This window comes from Streptomyces sp. NPDC020192, from assembly GCF_044388685.1.
Classification (GTDB): domain Bacteria; phylum Actinomycetota; class Actinomycetes; order Streptomycetales; family Streptomycetaceae; genus Streptomyces.
In genome coordinates this window covers 295,038-315,622 of record NZ_JBIRXG010000007.1, presented here as the reverse complement: position 1 = coordinate 315,622, position 20,585 = coordinate 295,038, and the positions used below count along the sequence as shown (strand labels likewise).

Below are 20,585 nucleotides of genomic sequence, written 5' to 3'. Positions count from 1 at the left end.
TGACGGGTGGGGTGGGCGCCCCCACACTCCTCCGAAGCAAATCGGTTGTTCGACCGAAACTTTCGAACTTTCGGAGGCACCCGCATGAGATCCTCCAGAAACCTCTTAAGGGCCGGACTGGCCGGGCTCGTCGCCGCCGTCGGCCTGTTCACCGCCGGCACGGCGCACGCCGCCGACACTCCCCTGCGCGACCTCGCGGCAGCGAAGGGCAAGCTCATCGGCACCGCCGTCACCGGCTCCAGGCTCACCGGTACCTACGGCGACATCACCGGCGCCCAGTTCAGCTCGCTGACCCCCGGCAACGCCATGAAGTGGGGGACCGTCGAGCCCACCCGGGGCAGTTTCAACTGGACCGAGGCCGACCAGATCGTGGCCTTCGCCCAGGCCCACCACCAGCAGGTGCGCGGCCACACCCTGGTCTGGCACAACCAGAACCCGAGCTGGCTGACCAACGGCAGCTGGACCTCCGCCCAGCTCGGCAGCCTGCTGCAGAACCACATCAGCACCGAGGTCGGCCGCTACAAGGGCGAGATCGCCGCCTGGGACGTCGTCAACGAACCCTTCAACGAGGACGGCAGCTACCGCTCCACGATCTGGTACGACGGCCTCGGCTCCGGCTACATCGCCAACGCCCTGACCTGGGCCCACGCGGCCGACCCGGACGCAAAGCTGTACATCAACGACTACAACGTCGAGGGCGTCAACGCGAAGTCCGACGCCCTGTACAACCTGGTCAGGTCCCTGAAGGCGCAGGGCGTCCCGATCGGCGGCGTCGGCCTCCAGGCCCATCTCGTCCTCGGCCAGGTGCCGTCGACACTCCAGCAGAACATCCAGCGCTTCGCCGACCTCGGCGTGGACGTGGCGATCACCGAGCTGGACATCCGCATGCAGCTGCCCGCCGACGTCACCAAACTCGCCCAGCAGAAGGCCGACTTCCACGCGGTCGTGGCCGCCTGCGCCGCCGTCAGCCGGTGCGTCAACGTCACCGCGTGGGGCTTCACCGACGCCGACTCCTGGGTGCCGAGCACCTTCCCGGGGTACGGGGCGGCGACGCCGTACGACGAGAACTACCAGCCGAAACCGGCGTATTACGGCATCGCCACGGCGCTCGGCGGCAGCGACGGAGGCGGGGGCAGCACTCCGCCACCGACCGGTGCCTGCACCGCCGCGTACAGCGTCAGCAGCCAGTGGAACACCGGGTTCACCGGCCAGGTGACCATCTCCTGCGCCGGGGCCTCGCTGTCCTCGTGGAAGGCGGACTGGACGTTCGGCGCGGGCCAGCAGATCACCCAGGCCTGGAACGCCACCTGCACCCAGTCCGGCGCGGCGGTCTCCTGCGCCAACGCCTCGTACAACGGCTCGGTGCCGGACGGCGGTTCGGTGACGTTCGGTTTCAACGGGTCCTGGAGCGGGGGCAATCCGGTACCCACGGTGACCTTGGGATGAGAATTTCGGAAGAAAGCCGACTCTCACCGCTTCCGCTAACAGTCCCCTAATAATTCGGACTTACGTTCCTGCCGTGACGCGACACGAGGAGCACGCAGAAGCGGGCAGACGGGTGGGCCGGCGGTCGAGAGCGCTGAAGATCGTCGGCCTTACCCTGGCAGGCGTCCTGGTGCTGGGCGCGGCCGCCGGAGGCTGGGCGTACTGGCACCTCGACCACAACATCAAAAGCGTCGACATCAACAGCGCGCTCGGCGACGACCGCCCCGCCAGGGCGATGATCACCCCGTCGGCCGCCGCCTCCCCGCTCCCGTCCGGCGCCCTGAACATCCTGGTCCTCGGCTCGGACTCGCGCAGCGGCAAGGCCAACCAGGAGCTGGGCGGCGGCGACAGCTCCGGCGCCCGCTCGGACACGGCGATGGTCGTGCACGTCGACGCGGGCCGGACGAAGGCCACGGTGGTCAGCATCCCGCGCGACACCCTCGTCACCCGCCCGTCCTGTCCGCTGTCCTCCGGGCGCTCCACGGCGGTGGCGTACGGCGCGATGTTCAACACCGCCTACGAGGTGGGCGGGCCGGTGTGCGCGGTGAAGACCGTCGAGTCGATCACCGGCGTCCGTATGGACCACTACGTCGAGATCGACTTCTCCGGCTTCGCCGGGCTGGTGGACGCGCTCGGCGGGGTCACGGTCACCACCGACCAGGACATCCACGACGACGACAGTCACCTCGACCTGCCCGCCGGCACCCACCACCTCGACGGCAAGCAGGCCCTCGCCTTCGCCCGCACCCGGCACGGCATAGGCGACGGCAGCGATCTCGGCCGCATAGGGCTGCAGCAGAAGCTGGTGAAGGCCCTGCTGGAGCAGATGGCAGGCACCAGCCTCCTCACCGACCCGGCCAGGCTGTACCGGGTCGCCGACGCGGTCACCGCGAGCCTCACCACCGACACCGGCCTGCACTCGCTGGGCGAGCTGATGCGGCTCGGCCAGAGCCTGAAGGGCCTGACGGCCGACCGGGTGACGACGGTGATGATGCCGGTCGTCCTGGCCCCCTCCGACCCCAACCGGGTGATCGCGAAGGAACCGGCGGCGAGCACGCTGTGGGCCTCGCTGCGCTGAGCCGAAAAAAATTTCCGGGGGCGTGTCGATCCCGGGTCCTTCCGTTCGACGCATGGGTGAGCGGCAGGGAAACGGCCCCGCCGCCCGACCGAAGGAGTCACCATGCCCCGCTACCTGTCGCTCGTGCACATCGACGAGTCCACCGCTCCCGCCGGGGGCCCCAGCGAGGAGCTGATGCGCCGGATGGGCGAGCTGATCGAGGAGGTCACCAAGGCCGGCGTGATGCTCGAGACCGCCGGGCTGACCCCGGCCGCCCAGGGCACCACGGTGCGCTGGGAGGGCGGGAAGCTGTCCGTCACCGACGGACCGTTCACCGAGGCCAAGGAGGTCATCGGCGGCTACGCGATCATGCAGTGCAAGGACCGGGCCGAGGCCGTCGAGTGGTCCAAGCGGTTCGTGAAGGTCCACGAGGACTACTGGACCGTCTCGTGTGAGGTGCGGGAGATCGCCGAGGCCTGAGTGTTCGCTGGCCCCCTGGCACGAAGGGGTGTTGCATGGTGGGCTGTGGAACCACAGCCCACCGCGGCACATGCCATCGAGACCGTCTTCCGCCTGGAGTCGCCCCGCGTCGTCGCCGGTGTCGCCCGGATCGTCCGGGACGTCGGCATCGCCGAGGAGCTGACGCAGGACGCGCTGGTCGCCGCCCTGGAGCGGTGGACCCGCGACGGCGTGCCCGACAACCCGGGCGCCTGGCTCATGGCCACCGCCCGGCACCGCGCCGTCGACCTGGTCCGGCGCCGCGAGACCTACGCCCGCAAGCTCGCCGAGATCGGCCGGGACCTCGAGACCACGGCCCTGCCCGAGGAGCCGGCCGACCCGGAGGACATCGACGACGACCTGCTCCGGCTCGTCTTCACCACCTGCCATCCGGTGCTGTCCCCGCAGGCCCGCACCGCGCTCACCCTGCGCCTCCTCGGCGGCCTGACCACGGCCGAGATCGCCCGCGCCTACCTGGTCCCGGAGCCGACGATCGCCCAGCGCATCGTCCGCGCAAAGCGGACCCTCGCCACGAGGAACGTCGCCTTCGAGGTGCCGTACGGCCCCGACCGTGAGGCCCGCCTCGGTTCCGTGCTGGACGTCATCTACCTGATCTTCAACGAGGGGTACGCGGCGACCGCCGGCGACGACCTGCTCCGCCCCGGCCTGTGCGAGGACGCACTCCGCCTGGCCCGCGTCCTCTCCGCCCTGATGCCCAAGGAGCCGGAGGTGGCGGGCCTGACCGCGCTGCTGGAGTTCCAGGCGTCCCGCACGGCCGCCCGTACGGCCCCGGACGGCACCCCCGTCCTCCTGGAGCACCAGAACCGCCGCCGCTGGAACCGGCTGCTCATCGCCCGCGGCATCCGCGCCCTCGACCGTGCCGGCGCCACCGCCTCCGGCCCACCGGGCCCGTACGCCCTCCAGGCCGCCATCGCCGCGTGCCACGCGCACGCGTACCGCTACGAGGACACCGACTGGCGCGCCATCGCCACCCTGTACGCCCTCCTGGCCGCCGTGGCCCCCTCCCCGGTGGTCGAGCTGAACCGCGCGGTCGCCGTGGCGATGGCCGACGGCCCGGCCGAGGGCCTGGAACTCGTGGACGCCCTGACCACGGAGCCGTCCCTGCGCGACTACCACCTGCTCCCCAGCGTCCGCGCCGACCTCCTCGCCCGCCTCGGGCGCACGGCGCAGGCCCGCGAGGAGTTCGTACGGGCGGCGGGCCTGGCCCGGAACGAGAAGGAACGGGAACTGCTGCTGCGCCGGGCCGACGAGATGCCGTAGACGAGATGCCTAGGCGGGCCGGCCCACGAGCATCGTGGGCGCCCCGGCGACACGGGTGAGGAACACCGTCGCCGCGTTCGGCCCCTGCGGCTTCACCTTCTTGCGCAGTTCCTCCGGCTCGACCGCCGACCCGCGCTTCTTCACGGTCAGTGTGCCGACCTCGCGCTCCCGCAGCAGGGCCTTCAACTTCTTGACGTTGAAGGGGAGCTGGTCGGTGATCTCGTAGGCGGAGGCGTACGCGGTCGGGCGTGGTGCGTCGGCGGTGACGTAGGCGATGGTCGGGTCGATCAGCCCGCCGTCCAGGTCGGCCGCCACCTCCGCGACCAGGTGCGCCCGGATCACGGCGCCGTCGGGCTCGTACAGGTATCGGCCCACCGGGCGTACCCCGGGGTCCGGCAGGCCTCGGCCGAGCAGGGTGCGCGGGCCGGGGAGCAGGGTGGCGCGTACGGCGCCCGGCGTGCCGGTCCCGAACCACAGCACCGCCTCCTTCACATCGCCGCCGTCGGAGATCCACTCGGCCTCGGCCTCGGCGGGGATGGCCTCGTGCGGGATGCCCGGGGCGATCTTCAGGGCCGCGCGGGGTGCCGTACGGGCCGCCCCGATCGCCCAGGACAGCGGCGGCGAGTAGGCCTCGGGGTCGAAGATCCGGCCTCGGCCGCCGCGCCGCGCCGGGTCCACGAAGACGGCGTCGTACCCGGCGGTGTCCACCTCCGTGACATCGGCCTCGCGCACCTCGATCAGCTCGCCGAGCCCCAGCGCGTCGGCGTTCGCCCGGGCCACGGCCGCCGTCACCGGGTCCCGGTCCACCGCGAGCACCCGGATCCCGGCCCGGGCCAGCGCGACGGCGTCCCCGCCGATCCCGCAGCACAGGTCGGCGACCGAGGTCACGCCCAGCGCCCTGAAGCGCTCGGCGCGGTAGGCGGCCACGCTGCTCCGCGTCGACTGCTCGACCCCGTTCGGCGTGAAGAACATCCGTCCCGCGTCCGCCGCCCCGAACTTCGTCACCGCCCGCTGCCGCAGCCGGGCCTGGCCGAGCGCGGCCGACACCAGCTCGGCCGGGTGGTCGCGGCGCAGCCGGGTGGCGACGGCGAGTTCGTCCGCCGGGGCGGTGTCGCGGACCTCGTCGAGGAGGGCACGGCCTTCGGGGGTGAGCAGCAGAGCGAGGTCGTTCACCGGCTCATTGTGGGCCAGTCGGTGGACGGTGTGCTTCCGGTGGAGGTGTCGGCCGGGGTTGCGGGCGTCGGGCTGGGAGGATCCGGCACCATGCGAGCCGTCGTACAAAAAGATAAGAACCGGCCTCTTTCGGGTCGTCTGGCCCTCGGCTGCGGAGCCGCCGCCTTCGCCTCCGCCGCCCTCCTCTCCGGCTGCGCCGGCCCCGCCGAGACCCGCCCCGCATCCGGCCAGGGCGGCCCCGTACAGGTACTGAGACCCCAGGACCGGCAGGCCACCGAACACACCCGCCTGGCCGCCGCCGCCAAGCACTGGGGACTGGACCAGGTCCCGCTGACGCCCCCGCCGCCGCCGAAGAAGAAGCCGGAGATCACCGCCCGGGCCGGCTTCGAGGTGGCCCACCAGGAGGACTGGGACCTGCCCCCGGTCTTCACCACCATCCCCACCCGGCAGAAGGTCGTCTTCCTCACGATCGACGACGGCTCGGAGAAGGACCGGGACTTCCTGCGGATGATGCGGGACCTGAAGATCCCGTACACCGCCTTCCTCAGCAACTACCTGGTGAAGGACGACTACGGCTACTTCCGCACCATGCAGTCGTACGGCCACACCCTCAACAACCACACCCTGCACCACCCCTACCTGCCGGGCCTGTCCTACGAGCAGCAGAAGGACGAGATCTGCGGCATGCAGGACATCATGCGGAAGCAGTTCGGCAAGCGCCCGACCGTCTTCCGCCCGCCCTACGGCAACTACAACCAGGACACCCTGCGCGCCGCCAAGGCCTGCGGCATCAGATACGCGCCGATCTGGAACGAGGAGGTCTACGTCGACCACTGGGAGTTCCGCGAGGACGACCAGAAGTTCCGCCGGGGCGACATCGTCCTGACCCACTTCCGCGGCCGCTCCGACTGGGACGGCACGATGGTCGACGACATGCGCCGCTTCCTGAACCGCATCACGCGCGAGGGCTACGCCGTGGCCCGCCTGGAGGACTACCTGTGACGCGCGGGAGGAGCCCGTGGGCCAGGCCCCGCCGGCGAACTCCCGTCCCCAGCCCCCGCCGCACCGGGCCCGGACCCACGCACATTCCGTACGGGGGTCCGGGCCCGGCGCGCCGAGAGCCCGCGCCCGCGGCGGACACCGGACCCTCCACGGCGGGCGCGAGGCCCGCCCTCCGGACGGACGACGGGACGGTGACGCCAGGTCCGGGGCCCGGCCGGCCGGCCGGTTCCGGACCGCGCCCGCACCGCCTCCTCGCGGGCTCGGGTTGTGCCCGGTCCGTCGATCCCGTCGAGCGCCTCGGCCGTAAGGCCGCCGGGCGGTTCCGTCGGTTCCGTGCCGGGTGGCGCTCGCACCGCCCTCTGGCCGCACTTCTCGTCGCGGCCCTTCTCCTCGTGGGCTCGGGTTGTGCCCAGTCCGTCGATCCCATCGAGCGCCTTGGCCGTAAGGCCGCCGAAGGGGTGCGCCCGCACGCCCCGCACGGCGCCGCACCCGACCAGAGCTACCGCCACTGGGGCCTGACCGAGCCCCTCGCCCGCCCGCCCCGGCCGGACGCCCGCACCCTCGCCCTCACCCCGCACAGCGCGGGCCGCTCCCTGCCCCGCGTCATGGACCACGTCCCCACCCGCGACCCGGTCGTCTTCCTCACCTACGACGACGGCGCCGACCAGGACCCCCGCTTCGTCGACATGGTCCGCGAACTGCGGCTGCCGGTCAGCATGTTCCTCACCGACAGCGTGGCCGGCCCCCGCTACGACCACTTCGCCCGCCTGCACGAGCTGGGCGCCGGCATCCAGAACCACACCCTCGACCATCGCGCGCTCGCCGGACTGCCGTACGCCGGGCAGCGCGCCGAGATCTGCGGCCAGCAGGACCGTCTGAGGTCCCGCCTGGGCCTGCGCCCCCGCCTCTTCCGCCCGCCCTACGGCACGTACGACACGACCACCCTGCGCGCGGCCGCCGACTGCGGCATCTCCACGCTCGTCCTGTGGCGCGCCGCGATGACCCCGACCGACCTGGCCTACACCCGCGGCGACCACCACCTGCGCCCCGGCGACATCGTCCTGGTGGGCCCGGACGAGACGACGGGGGCGAGCCTGCGGGCCCGGACGGTCCAGGTCCTGCGGAGGGCACAGCAGCGCGGACTGACGGCGGGGCGACTGGAGGACTACCTGAACTGACCGGCTCCGGTCGGCCCCCGGGACGGCGGGGCCGCGCGCCCGAACGCGCCCGAACGCGGCCGACGCGCCGCGGGCATTGGCACTCCGCTTGACCGAGTGCTAATCGCGGTCATAGTCTCAGGCCTGGCACTCCCCCCTGGAGAGTGCCAGACAAACGCGACGGGCAGGTCCGGCACCCGCGACGACGGATCGACCTGGTCGCCACCTCAGACAGTTAACCCCGTGAGATCTCCGAAGGGGGAGGTCGGATCGTGACGACCGCCAGCTCCAAGGTTGCCATCAAGCCGCTCGAGGACCGCATCGTGGTCCAGCCGCTGGACGCCGAGCAGACCACGGCCTCTGGCCTGGTCATCCCGGACACCGCGAAGGAGAAGCCCCAGGAGGGCGCCGTCCTCGCCGTGGGCCCGGGCCGGTTCGAGAACGGCGAGCGTCTGCCGCTCGACGTCAAGGTCGGTGACATCGTCCTGTACAGCAAGTACGGCGGCACCGAGGTGAAGTACAACGGCGACGAGTACCTCGTCCTCTCGGCCCGCGACGTCCTCGCGGTCATCGAGAAGTAAGACCACCTCAGAGTTTTTGAGCTGCGCCCCTGGCCCCCGCGACCGATAACGAAGCCGGGCGCCCGGGGCGCAGTTGTCTTTTCACCCACAGATTCCCGAGAGGGCTCCCGCTGTCATGGCGAAGATCCTGAAGTTCGACGAGGACGCCCGTCGCGCCCTCGAGCGCGGCGTCAACAAGCTGGCCGACACGGTGAAGGTGACGATCGGCCCCAAGGGCCGCAACGTCGTCATCGACAAGAAGTTCGGCGCCCCCACCATCACCAACGACGGTGTCACGATCGCCCGCGAGGTCGAGATCGAGGACCCGTACGAGAACCTAGGCGCGCAGCTGGTGAAGGAGGTGGCGACCAAGACCAACGACATCGCGGGTGACGGCACCACCACCGCCACCGTGCTCGCCCAGGCGCTGGTGCGCGAGGGCCTGAAGAACGTCGCCGCCGGTGCCTCCCCGGCCGCCCTGAAGAAGGGCATCGACGCCGCGGTCAAGGCCGTCTCCGACGAGCTGCTCGCCACGGCCCGCCCGATCGACGAGAAGTCCGACATCGCCGCCGTGGCCGCGCTGTCCGCCCAGGACCAGCAGGTCGGCGAGCTGATCGCCGAGGCGATGGACAAGGTCGGCAAGGACGGTGTCATCACCGTCGAGGAGTCCAACACCTTCGGTCTGGAGCTGGACTTCACCGAGGGCATGGCCTTCGACAAGGGCTACCTGTCGCCGTACTTCGTGACGGACCAGGAGCGCATGGAGGCCGTCCTCGAGGACCCGTACATCCTCATCAACCAGGGCAAGATCTCCTCCATCCAGGACATGCTGCCGCTGCTGGAGAAGGTCATCCAGGCCGGTGCCTCCAAGCCGCTGCTGATCATCGCCGAGGACCTCGAGGGCGAGGCCCTGTCGACCCTGGTCGTCAACAAGATCCGCGGCACCTTCAACGCGGTCGCGGTCAAGGCCCCCGGCTTCGGCGACCGCCGCAAGGCGATGCTGCAGGACATGGCGATCCTCACCGGCGCCACGGTCATCTCCGAGGAGGTCGGCCTCAAGCTCGACCAGGTCGGCCTGGACGTGCTGGGCTCCGCCCGCCGCGTGACGGTCACCAAGGACGACACCACGATCGTCGACGGCGCCGGCAAGTCCGAGGACGTCCACGGCCGCGTCGCCCAGATCAAGGCCGAGATCGAGAACACCGACTCCGACTGGGACCGTGAGAAGCTCCAGGAGCGCCTCGCGAAGCTGGCCGGCGGCGTGTGCGTGATCAAGGTCGGCGCCGCCACCGAGGTGGAGCTGAAGGAGAAGAAGCACCGTCTGGAGGACGCCATCTCCGCGACCCGCGCCGCGGTCGAGGAGGGCATCGTCTCCGGTGGTGGCTCCGCGCTCGTCCACGCCGTGAAGGTCCTGGAGGGCAACCTCGGCAAGACCGGCGACGAGGCCACCGGTGTCGCGGTCGTCCGCCGCGCCGCCGTCGAGCCGCTGCGCTGGATCGCCGAGAACGCCGGCCTCGAGGGCTACGTCATCGTCTCCAAGGTGGCGGAGCTCGAGAAGGGCAACGGCTACAACGCCGCCACCGGCGAGTACGGCGACCTGGTCAAGGCCGGCGTCATCGACCCGGTCAAGGTCACCCGCTCCGCCCTGGAGAACGCCGCCTCCATCGCCTCCCTCCTGCTCACGACCGAGACCCTGGTCGTCGAGAAGAAGGAAGAGGAGCCGGAGGCAGCGGGCCACGGCCACAGCCACGGCCACGCCCACTGAGCCGAGCGCCCTTGAACGAAGGCCCGGTTCCCCGGAAGGGGAGCCGGGCCTTCGCCCGTTCTAGTGCTCCAGCTCGTCCAGCGCGCCCAGCTGCCGCATCAGCTCCAGGGTGTCGTGCTGCCACCAGGTCTCGGCGATCTTCCCGTGTTCCGTGAACCGGAACATCGTCGTCCCGGTCATGGTGACCTGCCTGCCGGTGGGCGCGATGCCGAGGAAGTCACCCTTGTGCGTGGCGTTCCACGTCCACCGCGCGCAGGCCTTGTCACCCTGGGTGAGCAGGTCCTCGACGGTGAAGGCGAAGTCGAAGGCGTCGCGCCACATGCGGACCTCGGCGCGGACGTTGTCCAGCCCGAGGGTGTCCTGCGGGTTCATCGGGTCATGGCTGTGGATGTCCTCGTCCAGCAGGTCGTTGAGCGGCGACAGTTCGCCCGGAGCCCGCAGCGCCTCCAGGAACCGCCGTACGGTGTCCTCGGCCAGCCGCTCGTCCCGCACGACGTCCAGATCGATGAACGTCGGCGTCTCGTCGCACAGGGCGACCATCCCCTGGAAGATCCTGCCGGTCTCCGGGAGATGCGAGTTCCGCATCGCCTCCTCGTACGACGGGAACTCCACGACTTCCACGATGTGCGCCGCGTCCGAGCGGTCCTTGCCGACCAGCGCGTGCGTCGCCGTCCGCTTCCCCTTGGTCTCGGCGACCCAGTCGTCCAGGAGCCGGTTCATCTCGTCCAGCCGGCTCGTCCTGCAGTCGATGAGTTGTACGAAGGTCATGACGCCGCCTCCCGGCCCCCCTGGCCCGGTCTTCCGTCACGCCCATTTTCGCCCCGTTTCCACACCGGAGCGACGGCGTCACCGCTTCCCGGGCGGGGCTACTGCGGCCCGTACCTGCGCCCCGTCTTCGAGCTGATCCCGCCCAGCAGCCCCCGGGGCGCGACCTTCACCAGACCCATCAGCGCCTTGTAGCGCGGGTCGGGGATCGACAACGATTTCCCGCGGGCCAGATCGGCCAGGGCCGCCGCGACCAGCTTGTCGGCGTCCAGCCACATCCAGCCCGGGATGTTGTCCGTGCCCATCCCGGCCCGCTGGTGGAACTCGGTGCGCACGAAGCCGGGGCACAGCGCCATCAGCCGCACCCCGCTGCCGGCCAGGTCCTTGGCCGCGCCCTGGGTGAACTGCACGACCCACGCCTTGGAGGCGCCGTAGGTGCCGCGCGGCACGAAGGCGGCCACGGAGGCGACGTTGACGATCCCGCCCCGGCGCCGCTCGCGCATCGCCTCGGCCGCCGCCGACGTCAGCCGGAGCACCGCCTCGCAGTGCACCTTGAGCATCCTCAGCTCGTCGGCCATGGACACGTCCAGATAGCGGCCCTTGTTGCCGAAACCGGCGTTGTTGACCAGCAGGTCGACCGGGTTCTTCCGGTCGCCGAGCCGGTCGGCCACCGACTCGATGCCCTTGTCCTCGGACAGGTCGGCGGTCAGCACCTCCACCTCGATGCCGTGCCGGTCGTGCAGTTCCGTCGCCTGCTCGCGCAGCCGTCCCGTGTCCCGCGCCACCAGGACGAGGTCATGCCCGTCCGCCGCCAGCCGCCGCGCGAACGCGGCGCCGATCCCCGCGGTCGATCCCGTAATCAGAGCCGTTGTCATGACCCAAGGGTAGTGACCCGGACCGACAGCGCCGCCTGTCAGCCGCCACCTTCGGCCTCCGCGCGAAGGCCCGGCTGACGGCCGTTCAGCCCCGCGGCGCAGCCGCGCACTTGCGCGCCTCGACCCCGCGCCTCAGCCCTGGGGCTCCGCCGCGCACCTGCGCCTCAGGCCCCCGGTGCCGCCACGTACGAGCGCGCCTTCGCCAGGGTCTCCGGGTGCAGCGCCTCGCCCGCCACGAGCAGCCGCGGCAGCAGCTCGCGCTCGGTGGTCACCGCGCGGAACTCCATCGCCACCGTCACCCCGTGCTCCGGCCGGTGCACGATCTCGACCGGATCGCCGGAGCGGATCTCGCCCGGTTCGATCACCCGGAGGTAGGCACCCGTGGCCGCCTTCCGGGTGAACCTCTTGACCCAGCCGCGCTCGCCCAGATGGCCCTGGAACGTACGGCACGGGATCCGGCCCGAGGTGACTTCCAGAACCAGCTCGGCACCCACCCGCCAGCGCTCGCCGATCAGCGCTCCGGAGAGGTCCAGGCCCTCCGTCGTCAGGTTCTCCCCGAAGCAACCGTTGGCCAACGATCTGCCGAGTTCGCGCTCCCAGTCGTCGAGATCCTCGCGCGCGTAGGCGTACACCGCCTGGTCGTCCCCGCCGTGATGGCGCAGGTCGCACACCGCGTCCCCGGCGAGCCCGCTCGCGCCGACCCCCTTCAGGCCCGGTGCCGTCACCCGCACCGGCCCGTCGACCGGCTTCTTGCCGATGCCCGTCACGCCTTCCGCCTGGTCCGTGTACGGCACCGGCTGCGGGCGGCCCAGATTGACCGAGAGAACCTTCATGTACGCACGGTACGGGAGCCCACCTCAAAGCGTCGAGCGAATATTCGGCGCCATCCCCAAGCAGGCCTTATGCTCGAAGGGTGATCGAGGCCCGCCATCTCCGCGTCCTGCGCGCCGTCGCCGCCACCGGTTCCTTCTCGGCGGCGGGGCGCGAACTGGGTTGCACCCAGCCCGCCGTCAGCCAGCAGATGAAGGCCCTGGAGACATCGGTCGGCACCCCGCTGCTGGTCCGCAGCTGCCGCGAGATGCGCCTGACCCAGGCCGGAGAAGCCCTGGTCAGACACGCCTCCGGCATCCTCGCCGGGCTCACCGCCGCCGAGGAGGAGGTCGCCGCCATCGCCGGCCTGCGCGCCGGCCGGGTCCGGCTGGTCTCCTTCCCCAGCGGCAGCTCCACCCTGGTCCCCACCGCCCTGGCCGCCCTGCGCGCCGCCCACCCCGGCACCCGCGTCTCCCTGGAGGAGGCCGAGCCTCCGAAGTCCGTCGAGCTGCTCCGCGAGGGTGACTGCGACCTGGCCCTGGCCTTCCGCTACGCCGGGGCGGCGGCCGCCGAGGACTGGGACGACCTGGTCGTACGGCCCCTGCTGACGGACCGTCTCGTGGCCCTCGTGCCCGAGCGGCACCGCCTCGCGCGCGCGGAGAGCGTCGCCATCGGCGAGCTGGCCCACGAGCCCTGGATCGCGGGCTGCCCGCGCTGCCGGGGCCAGCTGGTCGAGGTGTGCGAGGGGGCCGGCTTCACCCCGCGCATCGACTTCGCCACGGACGACTACCCGGCGGTGGTCGGCCTGGTCGGCGCGGGCCTGGGGGTGGCCGTACTGCCGCAGCTGGCGGTGGAGTCGGTACGGCCGAGGGGTGTGCGCACGGTACGGCTGGAACCGGCGGTACGGCGCGAGATCGTCGCCCTCACCCTGCCCGACCTGGCTCAGGTACCGGCGGTGGCGGCGACGCTGGAACAGCTGGCCCGGGCGGCCAGGCGCGGATAGGGCCGCAGGGCACCGCCGCAGGACACGGCGACGCGGCCACGCGCGCGTGAGGGTGCCGCGGCGGGAGTCACGGGCACGCGTGCGCGTGTCCGCCGACAGAGTGAATGCAGAAACGTTCCTTCAATGACTCGGGGCGGTGTCCCCGCTGGTGGTCGACGCCGACACCAGGCGGTTACGAGCCCGCCCCATCAACTCTTCGCGCTCGTCCTCGGTCAGGCCTCCCCATACGCCGTACGGCTCGCGCACCGCTAGCGCGTGCGCCGCGCACTCCGCACGGACGGGGCACCTCATACAGACCTCTTTGGCCGAGTTCTCACGAGCGCTCCGAGCCGCCCCGCGCTCGCCCTCCGGGTGGAAGAAGAGCGAGCTGTCCACCCCGCGGCAGGCAGCCAGCAGCTGCCAGTCCCACAGGTCAGCGTTCGGTCCGGGAAGGCGGGAGAAATCTGCCATTACGTGACCCCTTGTAGCCGTTCTGGGCGGATACGGTGCCAACGACCGTACATCTCCGGTCTAAGGAGATGAAAATATGACTCATTGCGAATCTAGCCTCGGACATCCCGAAACGGGAAGAAAAGCGGCCGAATGGGGCATAGGTTGTGATGAAAAGTTGAGGGTCTGTTGGTCGTGTCTGCACCGTGTCGAGGCCCTCACGTAGAGTGCCGATGACGACATGCAGCCCCGTAACTCTTTCGAGTGACCGTCGTTGAGAGTGCGGAGGCGGTTGAGAACACCGGCGCTCGGGCAGGCGTCCGAGGCGGTCGACCGCACAGGTGACGATTCCGTACCAGCCTGGAGGCTCAAGGTGACGCGCATCAGCTGGGGAGGGCGGTCATGACATCCGTCCTCGTCTGCGACGACTCCCCGCTTGCCCGAGAGGCGCTGCGCCGCGCGGTGGCGACCGTGCCCGGTGTCGAGCGTGTGACGACGGCGGCCAACGGCGAGGAAGTCCTCCGCCGCTGGGGCGCCGACCGCTCCGATCTCATCCTGATGGACGTGCGCATGCCCGGTCTGGGCGGCGTGGAGACCGTGCGCCGGCTGCTGTCCGCCGACCCGGGCGCGCGCATCATCATGCTCACCGTCGCCGAGGACCTCGACGGCGTCGCCCTCGCGGTCGCCGCCGGTGCCCGCGGTTACCTGCACAAGGACGCCTCGCGCGCGGAGTTGCGCGCCACGGTGACGCAGGCGCTCGCCGACCCGACCTGGCGGCTGGCCCCGCGCCGGCTCCGCTCGGCCGAGATGGGCGCCGCGCCCACGCTCACCGCGCGCGAGATCCAGGTCCTGGAGGGCATGAGCCACGGCCGCTCCAACGCGGAGATCGGCCGCGAGCTGTTCCTCTCCGAGGACACCGTCAAGACGCACGCACGCCGCCTGTTCAAGAAGCTCGGCGCCTCGGACCGGGCCCACGCGGTCGCGCTCGGCTTCCGCTGGGGACTGGTCCGGTAGCCGGTGCCCGGCCCTGCGGGGCGGGCGGGACCAGCCGGCGCCGGGCGGCATGTCCGGGGCCGACGACGGATCCGCCGCCCCGGGCATCACACCCCGGGCCGAACGGCTCCGGTGACGGATCCGCCGCCCCGGCGGCAGCCGTCGGCCTCGGCGGCGCCTGAACCGTTCGCGGACCGGTGCGCCCGTGGACACGAACGCGACGACCCCTCGACGCCGCGCTCGGTCCCGGGGTGCATCGGCCCTGGTTCGCCGACTGGGGGCGCACGTCCTTCGGTGCTGCCGTCGGCGCCGAGGGCGTACCGGTGTGCTCGGGGCCCCGGTGAAATCCCCGGCCGGGCCTCCCGATCGCCCCGGGAAGCCACGGTGAGGCGTCTTCGCGGGGTGGACCCGGTCACACTTGAGGGCGTTTGCGCCGGATCGTCGGCGGGCTGCCCGGCCGCGCGCGGGAACGGGATCGCGTACCGCATCGCGCACCGCGCGCGGGGCGCCGTCGCCCGCCCGGCCGGGCCGTTACCGCCGCCCGCCAAGGCCCAGGTCGGCGGGGTCCCGCCGGTCCCGGACGCAGTACTCGCGGCCGGTGTCGTGCGGCGCGGTGCGGGGCACGTGCGGCCGGGTCGCGTACGGCCCGGGCGTACGACCTCGCCGGACACGTCGGCGGGTGGTGCGCAGGACGGCCCGCCGGACGCGCGCTGCTCGTTTCGGCGCGGATGCCGCATCCTTGAGGTGTGGAGTCTCTCGGGGACGAGTCGGTCGAGCGGAAGGGGAGGGCGCAGGAGATGAGTGCCGGCGCACCTGCTCATAACGCTTCGGTGCACAACCACGAACACGATGCGACGGACCGGACGGCCGCAAGGCACCATGGACCGATGCGCGACGACGATGCGGGCACGGCCCAGGGGCCGATCGGTGCGCTCGTGCATCGTGCGGTCGACGGCGACGAGCAGGCCACGCACGATCTGCTCGCCCACGTCCACCCCCTCGCGCTGCGCTACTGCCGCACCCGGCTGTCCCGGCTCCCGGGCGACGCGCGCCACTTCGTCGAGGACCTCGCCCAGGAGGTCTGCGTCGCGGTCCTGCTCGCCCTGCCGCGCTACCGCGACACCGGCCGCCCCTTCGAGGCGTTCGTGTTCGCCATCGCCTCGCACAAGGTGGCCGACCTCCAGCGCGCGGCCATGCGCCACCCGGGCTCCACGGCCGTCCCCTCGGACGAGATGCCGGAGCGCCCCGACGACTCCCTCGGCCCCGAGGAACGCGCCCTGCTCAGCAGCGACGCCGCCTGGGCCAAGAAGCTCCTGGCCAACCTCCCCGAGAACCAGCGCGAACTGCTCCTGCTGCGCATCGCCGTGGGCTTGACCGCGGAGGAGACCGGACAGATGTTGGGAATGTCACCAGGCGCGGTCCGGGTCGCCCAGCACCGTGCGCTGAGCCGTCTGCGCGCGCTCGCCGAGCAGTAACACCCCTGGGCCGTAGCCCCTGTCGTCCTGTCGTGAACAGGCGCGCTCCCGCTTCCGTACGAACATACGAAGCCTGAAGCGACCCCGTACCGTGGAATTTGCTAGCGGTGCTTCCCGTTAGCATGGACATCCGCACCGATCAAGGCCATTTGGGGAAGGTGTCATGACTGCCAACGTCGACGGAGTGCCCGGTAAATTCGCGACACTCGGGCTGACCTACGACGACGTGCTGCTGCTGCCGGGCGCGTCGGACATGGCGCCCGACGAGATCGACACCGCCTCGTACGTCTCCAAGAACGTGCGGGTCAACATCCCGCTGCTGTCCGCCGCCATGGACAAGGTGACCGAGTCCCGCATGGCGATCGCGATGGCCCGCCAGGGCGGCGTCGGCGTGCTGCACCGCAACCTCTCCATCGAGGACCAGGCCAACCAGGTCGACCTGGTGAAGCGCTCCGAGTCCGGCATGGTCACCGACCCGATCACCATCCACCCGGAGGCCACGCTCGCCGAGGCCGACGCGCTGTGCGCCCGGTTCCGCATCAGCGGCGTCCCGGTGACCGACGGCGACAAGAAGCTCCTCGGCATCGTCACCAACCGCGACATGGCCTTCGAGAGCGACCGCAGCCGCCGCGTGCACGAGGTCATGACCCCGATGCCGCTGGTCACCGCCAAGGTCGGCACCTCCGGCGCCGAGGCCATGGAGTTGCTGCGCAAGCACAAGATCGAGAAGCTGCCGCTGGTCGACGGTGAGGGCATCCTCAAGGGCCTGATCACCGTCAAGGACTTCGTCAAGGCCGAGCAGTACCCGAACGCCGCGAAGGACTCCGAGGGCCGGCTGCTGGTCGGCGCCGCGGTCGGCGTCGCCGGTGACTCCTTCGAGCGCGCCCAGGCCCTGATCGAGGCCGGCGTCGACTTCATCGTCGTGGACACCGCGCACGGCCACTCCCGCCTGGTCGGCGACATGATCGCCAAGATCAAGTCGAACTCCTCCGGCGTCGACGTCATCGGCGGCAACGTCGCCACGCGCGACGGCGCCCAGGCCCTGGTCGACGCGGGCGCGGACGGCATCAAGGTCGGCGTGGGCCCCGGCTCCATCTGTACGACCCGTGTGGTCGCCGGTGTCGGCGTCCCGCAGGTCACGGCGATCTACGAGGCCGCGCTCGCCGCCAAGGAGGCCGGTGTCCCGGTCATCGGCGACGGCGGTCTGCAGTACTCCGGCGACATCGCCAAGGCCCTGGTCGCGGGCGCCGACACGGTGATGCTCGGCTCGCTGCTCGCGGGCTGCGAGGAGTCCCCGGGCGAGCTGCTGTTCATCAACGGCAAGCAGTTCAAGTCGTACCGAGGCATGGGCTCGCTCGGCGCGATGCAGACCCGTGGCGACCGTAAGTCGTTCTCCAAGGACCGCTACTTCCAGGAGGGCATCGCCTCCGACGAGCAGCTGATCCCCGAGGGCATCGAGGGCCAGGTGCCCTACCGCGGCCCGCTGGCCTCCGTCGTGCACCAGCTGGTCGGCGGTCTGCGCCAGTCGATGTTCTACGTCGGCGGCAGGACCGTGCCCGAGCTGCAGGCCAACGGCCGGTTCGTGCGGATCACCTCGGCGGGTCTGAAGGAGAGCCACCCGCACGACATCCAGATGACGGTCGAGGCGCCGAACTACAGCAGGAAGTGACGCCCACGCGCGCGTGAACCCCGTACGGCGGCGGTCCCGGAGCATCCGGGGCCGCCGTTGTCGTACCTGTCGGCGATACTGGAAAGCGCTGCAACGCATAGGGAAAGGCCTAGAGACGTGACTGAGATCGAGATCGGGCGCGGCAAGCGCGGCCGCCGGGCGTACGCCTTCGACGACATCGCCGTCGTCCCCAGCCGCCGTACGCGGGACCCGAAGGAGGTCTCGATCGCCTGGCAGATCGACGCCTACCGCTTCGAGCTGCCCTTCCTGGCCGCCCCCATGGACTCGGTCGTCTCCCCGGCCACCGCGATCCGCATCGGCGAGCTGGGCGGCCTCGGCGTGCTCAACCTCGAGGGCCTGTGGACGCGGTACGAGGACCCGCAGCCGCTGCTGGACGAGATCGCCGAGCTGGACGCGGAGGCGGCCACCCGTCGCCTCCAGGAGATCTACGCGGCGCCCATCAAGGAGGAGCTGATCGGCGCGCGCATCAAGGAGGTGCGCGACTCCGGCGTGGTCACGGCGGCCGCGCTCTCCCCGCAGCGCACCGCCCAGTTCTCCAAGGCGGTCGTGGACGCGGGCGTGGACATCTTCGTCATCCGCGGTACGACGGTCTCGGCGGAGCACGTCTCCCACTCGAGCGAGCCGCTGAACCTGAAGCAGTTCATCTACGAGCTGGACGTCCCGGTGATCGTCGGCGGCTGCGCCACGTACACCGCCGCCCTGCACCTGATGCGCACCGGCGCGGCCGGTGTCCTGGTCGGCTTCGGCGGCGGCGCCGCGCACACCACGCGCAACGTCCTCGGCATCCAGGTCCCGATGGCCACGGCGGTGGCCGACGTGGCCGCGGCCCGCCGGGACTACATGGACGAGTCCGGCGGCCGGTACGTGCACGTGATCGCGGACGGCGGCGTCGGCTGGTCCGGCGACCTGCCCAAGGCGATCGCCTGCGGCGCCGACGCCGTGATGATGGGCTCCCCGCTCGCGCGCGCGACGGACGCGCCCGGCAAGGGCCACCACTGGGGCATGGAGGCGGTCAACGAGGAGCTGCCCCGCGGCCAGAAGGTCGACCTGGGCACGGTCGGCACGATCGAGGAGGTCCTCACCGGCCCGTCCCACACCCCCGACGGCTCGATGAACTTCTTCGGCGCCCTGCGCCGCGCGATGGCCACGACCGGCTACAGCGAGCTGAAGGAGTTCCAGCGGGTCGAGGTGACGGTCGCGGACAGCCAGCACCGCCGCTGACGTACCGACGTACGAAGGGCCCGTCCACCGGCACGGTGGGCGGGCCCTTCGGGTTGTCGTAGGCGTTACGCGGCGGCCTTCTTGGCGCCGGAGAACGCGGCGAACGCGGCGATGGCGAAGAAGAGGAAGGTGAGCGGGTCGGCGTCCTTCTTCCAGGCTTCCTGGACCACGCTGAGGTGATCGAAGAAGACCTCGGAGAAGCCCGCGTGCACGTAGTCCGCAATGATCATGGCCTCGCCGATCAGCTGGCCGACGTAGACCGAGCCGAGCGCGAGGATGGCGCCGACCACCGGAAGGGCGGGGTTGCGGCCACCGGCCTTGCCCGCCGCGAGTCCGATGACGAAGCCGACGCCCACCGCGGCATAACCGATCTCGTGCTTGGTGGCTCCGATGACGACGCCGTAGAGCGCGGCGACCGCCACGGCGGCGACGACCGCGGCGACCAGGCCGAGGGCGAGGTTGTTCTTGCCCGGCACGGGCGGGGCGGGCGGTGCCGCGAAGGCGCCCGGCTGTTGGGGGTACGCGCCCTGCTGCGGCGGGTACGGCGCACCGGCGGGTGGCTGCTGGGCGTACGGGTTCGCCCCGGCCGGCCCGGGCTGCTGAGCGTACGGGTTGGGGCCGGCCGGGCCGGGCTGCGGCTGCTGCGGTGGCGGCACTGACTGGCTCATGACAGAAATCCCCCGATATGGAACACAGGTGAAGAACGGAAACGGAAGGCACCCGGCACACGCGTGTGTGGCGAGTCCGGGGGAGATTAACAGCCGGGGACGACAACGCCGCGGCTGTTTCCCTTTCGTGACCGGGGCTCGGAGTCCGTGCTCGGTACTCCAGGTGCCCAGCAGCAGTGGTACTCGCCCAGGGGCGGCGTGAACCTCGCGCTTCTGGCCACTGACGCCGAAGTGCCTCGGGTGGGGGCCGGCGCCGCACCCGAGGCACTTCGAATGTGTGAACTGGTGAGGAAAACGCAATCCCTATGAGGGTGAATTGAGTTGCGTGGATCCCACCATGGTCAGCTGTTCCACTGGTTGAAGCAGACGCCGACCGGCTTCAGAACCCGCCCGTTGCCAATCTTCTTTCCGTCGACGGCGCTGGTTTCGTTGAAGCCATAAACGTCGTACAGCGGATACGCCTCGATTTGTGATCGTCGCGGTGGCGCTCCACTTCGTGGTCACGGACTTCTGAACAGACATGGTCAGGGTGGTCTTCCCTTGGTCAGAGGTCTTCTGGATGACGGTTGTTCCGCACTGCTCGCCCTGATAGTGCCGGTTGACAACGGTGTGCGCGGTCGGCGTAAACAGACCGGGCTCATTGCCGGTGGCCCGGGCGGCGTGGTTATTGCGCCGAGA

Annotated in this window: 19 protein-coding genes; 13 read left to right on the top strand and 6 right to left on the bottom strand. The window is 71.1% G+C overall.

The window, feature by feature from the left end; genetic code table 11:
- Window positions 1-84 precede the first annotated feature (84 nt).
- From ACH47Z_RS16865 to ACH47Z_RS16850, 4 genes are all read left to right on the top strand, one after another.
- Window positions 85-1,446, top strand: coding sequence for an endo-1,4-beta-xylanase (locus ACH47Z_RS16865; RefSeq protein ID WP_399074157.1), 1,362 nt, complete (start codon window positions 85-87; stop codon window positions 1,444-1,446).
- A gap of 112 nt (window positions 1,447-1,558) precedes the next feature.
- A complete protein-coding gene (locus ACH47Z_RS16860; protein ID WP_399074243.1) occupies window positions 1,559-2,563 on the top strand; it encodes an LCP family protein in 1,005 nt (334 codons plus the stop codon).
- A 102-nt stretch (window positions 2,564-2,665) separates the two neighbouring features.
- Complete coding sequence (locus ACH47Z_RS16855; protein ID WP_399074155.1) at window positions 2,666-3,022, top strand: YciI family protein; 357 nt, start codon at window positions 2,666-2,668, stop codon at window positions 3,020-3,022.
- A gap of 45 nt (window positions 3,023-3,067) precedes the next feature.
- Window positions 3,068-4,321, top strand: coding sequence for an RNA polymerase sigma factor (locus ACH47Z_RS16850; protein WP_399074153.1), 1,254 nt, complete (start codon window positions 3,068-3,070; stop codon window positions 4,319-4,321).
- Between the two features lie 9 nt (window positions 4,322-4,330).
- Here ACH47Z_RS16850 and ACH47Z_RS16845 read toward each other — a convergent pair whose 3' ends face one another.
- Window positions 4,331-5,494 carry a methyltransferase domain-containing protein gene (locus ACH47Z_RS16845; RefSeq protein ID WP_399074151.1) on the bottom strand — a complete coding sequence of 388 codons (1,164 nt, stop codon included), beginning with the start codon at window positions 5,492-5,494 and terminating at the stop codon, window positions 4,331-4,333.
- Window positions 5,495-5,584: 90 nt separating this feature from the next.
- Here ACH47Z_RS16845 and ACH47Z_RS16840 point away from each other — a divergent pair, with 90 nt between their 5' ends.
- The 4 genes from ACH47Z_RS16840 to groL all read left to right on the top strand — a co-directional run bounded on the left by ACH47Z_RS16840 (window position 5,585) and on the right by groL (window position 9,978).
- A complete protein-coding gene (locus ACH47Z_RS16840) occupies window positions 5,585-6,496 on the top strand; it encodes a polysaccharide deacetylase family protein (protein WP_399074149.1) in 912 nt (303 codons plus the stop codon).
- Window positions 6,497-6,888: 392 nt separating this feature from the next.
- Window positions 6,889-7,674, top strand: coding sequence for a polysaccharide deacetylase family protein (locus ACH47Z_RS16835; RefSeq protein WP_399074147.1), 786 nt, complete (start codon window positions 6,889-6,891; stop codon window positions 7,672-7,674).
- Window positions 7,675-7,925: 251 nt separating this feature from the next.
- Window positions 7,926-8,234: a co-chaperone GroES gene (gene groES, locus ACH47Z_RS16830; RefSeq protein ID WP_135783711.1), complete on the top strand. Its 309-nt coding sequence runs from the start codon at window positions 7,926-7,928 to the stop codon at window positions 8,232-8,234.
- A gap of 115 nt (window positions 8,235-8,349) precedes the next feature.
- Complete coding sequence (groL, locus tag ACH47Z_RS16825) at window positions 8,350-9,978, top strand: chaperonin GroEL (RefSeq protein ID WP_399074145.1); 1,629 nt, start codon at window positions 8,350-8,352, stop codon at window positions 9,976-9,978.
- Between the two features lie 60 nt (window positions 9,979-10,038).
- Here the strand turns inward: groL and ACH47Z_RS16820 are convergent, their stop codons facing one another.
- The 3 genes from ACH47Z_RS16820 to ACH47Z_RS16810 form a co-directional block, all read right to left on the bottom strand.
- Window positions 10,039-10,746: an ester cyclase gene (locus ACH47Z_RS16820; protein ID WP_399074143.1), complete on the bottom strand. Its 708-nt coding sequence runs from the start codon at window positions 10,744-10,746 to the stop codon at window positions 10,039-10,041.
- Between the two features lie 98 nt (window positions 10,747-10,844).
- Window positions 10,845-11,618 carry an SDR family NAD(P)-dependent oxidoreductase gene (locus ACH47Z_RS16815; RefSeq protein WP_399074141.1) on the bottom strand — a complete coding sequence of 258 codons (774 nt, stop codon included), beginning with the start codon at window positions 11,616-11,618 and terminating at the stop codon, window positions 10,845-10,847.
- Window positions 11,619-11,782: 164 nt separating this feature from the next.
- Window positions 11,783-12,451, bottom strand: a complete 669-nt coding sequence (locus ACH47Z_RS16810; RefSeq protein WP_399074139.1) for an MOSC domain-containing protein — start codon at window positions 12,449-12,451, stop codon at window positions 11,783-11,785.
- 80 nt (window positions 12,452-12,531) lie between these two features.
- On the opposite strand from ACH47Z_RS16810, the gene ACH47Z_RS16805 reads away from it, so the two are divergent.
- Complete coding sequence (locus ACH47Z_RS16805; RefSeq protein ID WP_399074137.1) at window positions 12,532-13,431, top strand: LysR family transcriptional regulator; 900 nt, start codon at window positions 12,532-12,534, stop codon at window positions 13,429-13,431.
- Window positions 13,432-13,551: 120 nt separating this feature from the next.
- On the opposite strand, the gene ACH47Z_RS16800 is transcribed toward ACH47Z_RS16805, so the two are convergent.
- A complete protein-coding gene (locus tag ACH47Z_RS16800) occupies window positions 13,552-13,881 on the bottom strand; it encodes a WhiB family transcriptional regulator (protein WP_270082097.1) in 330 nt (109 codons plus the stop codon).
- Window positions 13,882-14,262: 381 nt separating this feature from the next.
- On the opposite strand from ACH47Z_RS16800, the gene ACH47Z_RS16795 reads away from it, so the two are divergent.
- The 4 genes from ACH47Z_RS16795 to ACH47Z_RS16780 all read left to right on the top strand — a co-directional run bounded on the left by ACH47Z_RS16795 (window position 14,263) and on the right by ACH47Z_RS16780 (window position 19,239).
- Window positions 14,263-14,874, top strand: coding sequence for a response regulator transcription factor (locus tag ACH47Z_RS16795; RefSeq protein WP_003948568.1), 612 nt, complete (start codon window positions 14,263-14,265; stop codon window positions 14,872-14,874).
- A gap of 866 nt (window positions 14,875-15,740) precedes the next feature.
- A complete protein-coding gene (locus ACH47Z_RS16790) occupies window positions 15,741-16,328 on the top strand; it encodes a sigma-70 family RNA polymerase sigma factor (protein WP_399074134.1) in 588 nt (195 codons plus the stop codon).
- A 163-nt stretch (window positions 16,329-16,491) separates the two neighbouring features.
- The gene (gene guaB, locus ACH47Z_RS16785) at window positions 16,492-17,997 is read left to right on the top strand and encodes an IMP dehydrogenase (protein WP_399074132.1); all 1,506 of its coding nucleotides are present in this window, start codon (window positions 16,492-16,494) and stop codon (window positions 17,995-17,997) included.
- Between the two features lie 117 nt (window positions 17,998-18,114).
- Window positions 18,115-19,239 (top strand): GuaB3 family IMP dehydrogenase-related protein, encoded by a 1,125-nt coding sequence (locus tag ACH47Z_RS16780; protein ID WP_225099736.1) that lies wholly within the window; start codon window positions 18,115-18,117, stop codon window positions 19,237-19,239.
- A gap of 65 nt (window positions 19,240-19,304) precedes the next feature.
- Here the strand turns inward: ACH47Z_RS16780 and ACH47Z_RS16775 are convergent, their stop codons facing one another.
- Window positions 19,305-19,907, bottom strand: coding sequence for a hypothetical protein (locus tag ACH47Z_RS16775; protein ID WP_399074130.1), 603 nt, complete (start codon window positions 19,905-19,907; stop codon window positions 19,305-19,307).
- Window positions 19,908-20,585 lie beyond the last annotated feature (678 nt).